We start from the raw sequence: 6,513 nt of genomic DNA, 5'->3' as shown, positions 1-6,513 counted from the left end.
GGTCGTGAACGTCGAGAACCACGTCATCCGGGGGTCGGCGTCCACGAGGAAGGCCTTGACCGCGAGGGTCAGCGGCACTGCCAGGATCGCGCCCAGAGCACCGGCCACCGACGCCCAGAACACCAGCGAGAGGAACGTGACGGTGGGGGTCAGCCCCACGGCGTCGCCGGTGAACTTGGGCTGGATGAAGCTCTGGATCACCAGGTTGACCACGCTGTAGATCACCACCACCCAGATGGCGTCGACCGGTCCCCCGGTCAGGAGCGCGAACAGCGCGGGCGGCACGAGGCCCAGGACGAAGCCGATGTTGGGGATGTAGTTGGTGACGAAGGCCAGGACGCCCCAGACCAGGGCCAGCGGCACACCGATGATCATCAGTGCGATCACGTCGATGACCGCCACGATGAGACCGAAGATCGTCGAGACGATCCAGTACGACTTCACACCGTCGGTGAACGAGCTGAGGGCGTCCGCCAGCCGGGGCCGCTGGCGCGCGATCACCGCCCGACGGCGGGTGATCCCCGGTACGTCGAACACCAGGAAGGTCAGTGCGATCACCAGGACGGTGAGCTGCCCGCCCGCCGAGGACAGCTGCCCCGCCACGTTCTGGACGGTGCCGATCACGGTGCCGGGGTCGACTCCCGCCAGGCTCGAGGAGACCTGGTCCTCGCTCACCCCGAACCGTCCGAGGAACTCGATGGTCTGCTCGTACAGTTCGACGAACTTGTCCTGGTAGCGCGGGATCTCCTCGGCGGCGATCCACAGCGCCCACACGAGCATCCCCACCAGCGCGGCCAGCAGGAGGTAGAGCACCAGCAGGACGATGATCATCCCGCCCCACCTCGGCAGGCCGGCACGCTCGAGCAACCGCTGCAGCGGCTGGGCGGCGATCACCAGGTTCAGGGCGAGAAAGGCGGGCATGACCAGGTTCGCGTGCTGGGAGATCCCCCAGAGCACGACGAACGCGGCGGCCAGGGACACCACGGTGACGCCGGCGATCCCCCAGCCCTTGGGCTCCTCGTGCGGGGCGAGCACATCGGGTTCGCGCGCGCCGTCACCGGTGGTGGTCATGGCCCCTCCTCGACCCGCGCCCCGTGCGCTGGACGCCGATCAGAGTAGACTCTGTCAGCCCCCGGTCAACGCCGAACGAATGGCGTCCACGTGAACGTCGTCGAGGTCGGCGGGGTCCCAGGTGGGGTTGCGGTCCTTGTCGATCACCACGGCCCGGACGCCTTCGACGAAGTCCGGGCGGGCGGTGATCCATCCGCCCAGCGCCAACTCGGCCGCCAGGCACTCTCGCAGATCGCTCGCGGCCGCCCCTGCGCGGAGCAGCTCGATGGTCGCGATGACGGACGTGGGGCAGTGCGACCGCAGCATCTCGAGGGTCGAGGTGGCCCACTCGTCCTGCGCACCGGACTCCAGGGCCGCGACCATCTCCTGCACGGTCGCACGGGAGAAGACGTCCTCGATCCGGTCGATGTGCTTCTCGACCGCGGACTCCCCCGCCGCCGAGTGCTCGAGGCCGTGGCGCTCCAGGGCGGCGTCCAGGCCATCGGACCCGATGGCGGAGACGAAGGCGTCGCGGTCGGCGTCGTCGATCAGATGGGTGGCCAGACCCGTGTAGAGCGCGTCGGCGGAGTTCATCCGGACCCCGGTGGTGCCGAGGTAGATCCCCACCGCGAGACCCCGGGTCCCGCCGCCGCACAGGCGGGGCAGGAAGTGGCTGGCGCCGACGTCGGGGATGAACCCGATCGCCGTCTCCGGCATGGCCATCATGACCTTCTTGGTGACCACGCGGTGCGAGCCGTTGATGGAGATCCCGAGGCCGCCGCCCATCGCGACGCCGTGGATCACGGCGACGGTGGGCACCCGGTGCGTGTGGTACGCGAGGTCCATCGCGTACTCCTCGGAGAAGAACTCCCGGTTGGTCTGGTGCTCGCCGGCGGCCGCGGCGTCGCGCAGCGCGCGGATGTCGCCGCCCGCGCAGAACGCCTTCTCCGAGGTACTGGTGGTGACGACGGCCTCCACTCCCGAGTCCTGCGACGCGGCATCCAGGGCGGAGTGCAGGGCCCGGCACATGGGCAGGTCGAGGGAGTTCAGTGCCTTGGGGCGGTCCAGGACGATGTGCTGCATCCGGCCTTCTCGCCGGGTGGTGACGAATTCGCTCATGCCCCCAGTGTGGCAGGCCGGTCTGTGCCCGTCGCCGGGATACTAGGAATTCCTACCTAGGCCGCCCCCGCCGCCCCGCCCGGCGTCAGGTCGCCGATCGTGCCCCGCCTCCGGTCAGAGCAGCTCCGACGCCACGTCCGGGACGTACTTGAACTCCTCGCGCGGCGGGCGCTCGTAGCTCGCACCCTCGGGTCGTTCCGGGATCTCGAACGTCGGCGGCTCCAGCTTCTCCCACGGCACGGTGGAGAGCAGGTGCGAGATGACGTTGATGCGCGACCGCTTCTTGTCCTCCGACTCGACCGTGTACCAGGGCGCCTCGGGGATGTCGGTGTGGATGAACATCTCGTCCTTGGCACGGCTGTACGCCTCCCACCGGTTGATGGACTCCAGGTCCATCGGCGAGAGCTTCCACCGGCGCACGGGGTCGTCGTGCCGCGAGCGGAAGCGGCGCTCCTGCTCCTCGTCGGACACGGAGAACCAGTACTTGCGCAGCATGATCCCGTCCTCCACGAGCAGGCGTTCGAAGATCGGCGCCTGGTGCAGGAAGCGGCGGTACTCGTCCGTGGTGCAGAAGCCCATCACTCGTTCCACGCCGGCCCGGTTGTACCAGGAGCGGTCGAAGATCACGATCTCCCCGGCCGCGGGCAGGTGCTCGATGTAGCGCTGGAAGTACCACTGGGTCTTGTGCACCTCGGTCGGGGCGGGAAGCGCGACCACGCGGGCGAACCGCGGGTTGAGGTACTGGGTGATGCGCTTGATCGCCGACCCCTTGCCGGCGGCGTCGCGGCCCTCGAACACCACGACGAGCCGGTTCCCGGTCTCCTTGAGCCAGGCCTGCATCTCCACGAGCTCGGCCTGCAACCGCTCGAGCTCGGCCTCGTACGCCTTCTTGGGCAGTTTCTCCAGGCCGCTGGCGAGTTCCTTCTTCTTCGACCCGGTGTCGCCGCTCTTCGAGGACGTGCTCTTCCCGCTCGAGGTGGCCTTCTTGTCGTCCTTCTTGCCGCTCATGCCCGCGATCCTACGGCCCCGGGCGCACCCGGCCCGGCTCTTCGGATGCGGTCCGCAGCCGGCTCGCGCGATAATGGACGGCGTGAGGTCCCGTGACAGCATCCTCGACGCGACCCGAGCGGTGATCGGGGACGTGGGGTTCGACGGGGTCAATATCGCCGTCGTGGCCAAGCGGGCCGGGGTGAGTCGGCAGACGGTGTACTCGATCTTCGGTACCCGTGAGGAGTTGATCGGCGAGGCGGTCACCGAACGGTTGACCGCGCTGGTCGGTGCCTACGAGTCCGTGATGGACTCGGCCGACTCTCTGCTCGAGGTGCTGGTGGAGATCGTGATCGAGGCCCGGCGACGCATCCTCGGGGACCCGCTGCTGCGAGCCCTGACGCTGTCAGGCGAGGGCAACCCGATCCACCATCCGGGTGCTGTCGACAGATCCCTCGAGTACACAGCCCACCTGCTCGGTCCGGCGATCGAGCGATTCCCCGAGTTCGCCGACCGCATCGACTTCCTCGCCGACGTCGGCGTGCACATCGGCTGGTCGGTGATGGTGCTCGACGATCCCGACTCCCGCTCCGACGCCGACCTGCGGGCGTTCCTCACCGCCTGGCTCGCACCACTGCTGCAGCCGCCATCGTGAGCGCTCTGCTCGTCCTCTGGGACCTCGACCTCACGTTGCTCGACCCCGCCGGGTTCGGCTCGCGGATGATCGCCCCCGCGCTCGCCGAGATGGTCGGCGGCGAGCCCGTCATGGACGTCTCCTTTGCCGGGCGGACCGACCGCGCGATCTGCACCGACCTGCTCGGGCGGAACGGGATCGACCCCCGCGAGGACCTCGTCACCACGCTGCTCCACGCCGTCGCCGAGCGGTGCGAGGCGCACGGGCAGGACCTGCTCGACGCGGGAGGTGGGGCACTCCCGGGAGCTCACGAGGCGATAGCCGCCCTCGCCGCGGTAGACGGGCTGCACCAGGGGATCGTCACCGGCAACATGCGACGGACGGCGCTGCTCAAGCTCCGGGTGTGTGGGTTCGACGGGCTTCCCGATCCGCGGCTCGGGGCGTTCGGGGATCACCACGCCGACCGCGCCGACCTCGTCCGCGGTGCCCTCACCACCGCCCGCGCACGCGGACTCGAGGTGTCCGCTGAGCGCGCGGTGGTGATCGGTGACCACGTCCACGATGTCCGCGGCGCTCTCGACGTGGGGGCCCGCTGCGTCGCCGTCGCGACCGGTCGGGTCTCCGCTGACGAGTTGCGATCAGCTGGTGCCCACGCCGTCCTGCCGAGCCTCACCGATGCCGACGCCCTGCTCTCCGCCTGTCTCGCCCACACTCGCGCGCATCCCTCACCGGCCGATTGACGCTCCCAGCCCCTGCCTCACGCACACCCCTGCGCGCCCCGGCGCTCCCCCACCCCGCCGCGCCCCGCACACCCAGCGCGCCCCCACCCCAGCGCCTTCATCCCAGCGCGCCCCGCGCAACGGGTGTGGTCGTGGCCCTTGTGGCCACAACGCAGTTCTGTCGCAGTGGGCACGACCAAGATTCGGGTGATGTGGTCGCGCGTCGCGGTCATACCCGTGCGCGGCCGCGCTCGAGGGACGCACCGATCTGGCGGAGTACCGCCCGTGGATTCCGGAGCATCGAACCGGTCACGCGGACCACCTGCCAGCCCAGCTCCGAGAGTTCGGCGTTGACCCGCGCGTCGTACTCCCAGGTAGACCTGCCTCGATGGACGTCCCCGTCGTAGAACACCGCCACCTTCCCGACCTCGTACGCCAGATCCGCAGTGGCGACCTTCACCCCGTACTCGTTGTGGATCTCGACCTGCGGAGTCGGGTCGGGGAGGTCCGACCGGACGATCAGCAGCCGAAGCCTGGTCTCGGGCGGCGAATCAGCTCGCTGGTCACACCACCGGAGAAGGCTCCGCACCCTCTGCAGACCGTGCAGCCCTCGCAGGCCCCGTGCCAGTGCACTCACCTCGCTGACGGCGATCCGGGATCGATTGCACACGGCGTCGATCTTCGCGATCGCCGTATCGTCGTTGACCTCCCACCTCGCTACGTCGATGGCCGTCCGTGCAGCGGAGGTCACACGGAGTCCACCGATCGCTTCCACCTGTCCCGCCGGCAGAGCACGCCGGAGGCGACGCAGCCGCACACGGCCCGGAGCGGGTGCCGTTCCGACCGCGTAGATGTCGACTTCTCTCTCGACCGCAGCCGGCGCGTACCACCGCTCCCGGTGGATCAGTGCCGCCGCGAGACCGCCGATCACGGCTCCAGCGGGTGCCCATAGCGCTGCGCCGCGGACCACTACATCCGGTGTGGCGGGCGCTCCGGTGGCGAGGTACACGTCGGGGAACAGACGACGATGTCCTGACCTGAGCTGATGTCTGGACAGATGGCCTTCCACGACCACCGCACTACCGATGAACGGCTCAGCAGGATGAGGAATGGGCACCTCAGGATCATCGCCCGCGGTGACCGTTCACGCCCGCCCCCGGCGTCCCCTGTGGATGAGGACGACGAGCATCCACAACGAACCGCGCCGCTCGGTCTTGCCATCAGGTGTTCCGCCCACATTGTGGTCGTGTCCAGCGCGGCGAAACGCTCGATTCACCGCAGCAAAGACGACCAGGTTCGACGTCCACACCGCTCTCGCGCCGGCGGGTGGATCAGCCCTCGACCTGTTCGCCGAGCTCCATCCAGCGCTCCTCGAGCTGTTCCTTCTCCGCGCTCACGTCCTTGAGATCACGGTCGAGGGACGCGAGCTTCTCCGTGTCGAGCGCCTCCCCTGCGGCGGCGGTGAGGGCCTCGTGGAGGGTCGCCTGTCGTTGATCGAGTTTGAGCATCTGGCGCTCGATCTTGGACATCTCCTTGCGCAGCGCCCGCTCGTCACTCGAGCTGAGCCCGGACCCGCCGGAGCCGGCGGTCGCGGCGGATGCCGAACCACCGCCCGATCCACCGCCCGATCCGGCCCCGGGACCCGAGCCCGAGCCCGAACCCGAGCCAGCGGGCTCGCGCAGGACCTTGCCCGAGTCGCCCGCGGCCCCGGCGCGCTTGCGGCGCTCGAGGTACTCGTCGATCCCCCGCGGCAGGTTGGTGAGCCCGCCGTCTCCGAACAGCGCCCACACCGAGTCGCAGATGCGCTCGACGAGGTAGCGGTCGTGGGAGATCACGACCATCGTGCCGGGCCACCCGTCGAGCAGATCCTCGAGCTGGCGGAGCGTGTCGATGTCCAGGTCGTTGGTGGGCTCGTCGAGCAGCAGCACGTTGGGCTCGGCCATGAGGACCCGCGTGAGCTGCAGGCGCCGCCGCTCGCCGCCGGAGAGGTCGCCGACCGGCGTG

7 protein-coding genes are annotated in these 6,513 nt (G+C 69.5%); 2 read left to right on the top strand and 5 right to left on the bottom strand.

The annotated features are described in order from the left end of the window. From G6028_RS13505 to ppk2, 3 genes are all read right to left on the bottom strand, one after another. On the bottom strand, window positions 1-1,071 hold a 1,071-nt coding region (locus G6028_RS13505), incomplete at its 3' end, for an AI-2E family transporter (protein WP_182659175.1). 54 nt (window positions 1,072-1,125) lie between these two features. Continuing rightward, window positions 1,126-2,169, bottom strand: a complete 1,044-nt coding sequence (locus G6028_RS13500) for an enoyl-CoA hydratase/isomerase family protein (protein ID WP_179525811.1) — start codon at window positions 2,167-2,169, stop codon at window positions 1,126-1,128. Window positions 2,170-2,283: 114 nt separating this feature from the next. Beyond that, complete coding sequence (gene ppk2, locus G6028_RS13495; RefSeq protein ID WP_241730760.1) at window positions 2,284-3,177, bottom strand: polyphosphate kinase 2; 894 nt, start codon at window positions 3,175-3,177, stop codon at window positions 2,284-2,286. Window positions 3,178-3,259: 82 nt separating this feature from the next. Between ppk2 and G6028_RS13490 the strand changes: the two genes are divergently transcribed. Then, a complete protein-coding gene (locus G6028_RS13490) occupies window positions 3,260-3,811 on the top strand; it encodes a TetR/AcrR family transcriptional regulator (RefSeq protein ID WP_179525812.1) in 552 nt (183 codons plus the stop codon). Then, complete coding sequence (locus G6028_RS13485) at window positions 3,808-4,530, top strand: HAD hydrolase-like protein (RefSeq protein WP_182659174.1); 723 nt, start codon at window positions 3,808-3,810, stop codon at window positions 4,528-4,530. The genes G6028_RS13490 and G6028_RS13485 overlap by 4 nt, the downstream gene beginning before the upstream one ends. A gap of 208 nt (window positions 4,531-4,738) precedes the next feature. On the opposite strand, the gene G6028_RS13480 is transcribed toward G6028_RS13485, so the two are convergent. Both G6028_RS13480 and G6028_RS13475 read right to left on the bottom strand, forming a co-directional pair. Next, window positions 4,739-5,260 carry an endonuclease domain-containing protein gene (locus tag G6028_RS13480; RefSeq protein ID WP_182659173.1) on the bottom strand — a complete coding sequence of 174 codons (522 nt, stop codon included), beginning with the start codon at window positions 5,258-5,260 and terminating at the stop codon, window positions 4,739-4,741. A gap of 580 nt (window positions 5,261-5,840) precedes the next feature. Next, window positions 5,841-6,513: ATP-binding cassette domain-containing protein (locus G6028_RS13475; RefSeq protein WP_182659172.1), on the bottom strand; the 673-nt coding region annotated here is incomplete at its 5' end.

The sequence above is a fragment of the Dietzia cercidiphylli genome, from assembly GCF_014145145.1.
GTDB classification, from domain to species: domain Bacteria; phylum Actinomycetota; class Actinomycetes; order Mycobacteriales; family Mycobacteriaceae; genus Dietzia; species Dietzia natronolimnaea.
This window is presented reverse-complemented; position numbering and strand designations above follow the sequence as displayed.

Coding starts and splice junctions, on each gene's coding strand:
- G6028_RS13500 (WP_179525811.1), bottom strand. CDS start 2,169: ATGAGCGAATTCGTCACCACCCGGCGAGAAGGCCGGATGCAGCACATC.
- ppk2 (WP_241730760.1), bottom strand. CDS start 3,177: ATGAGCGGCAAGAAGGACGACAAGAAGGCCACCTCGAGCGGGAAGAGC.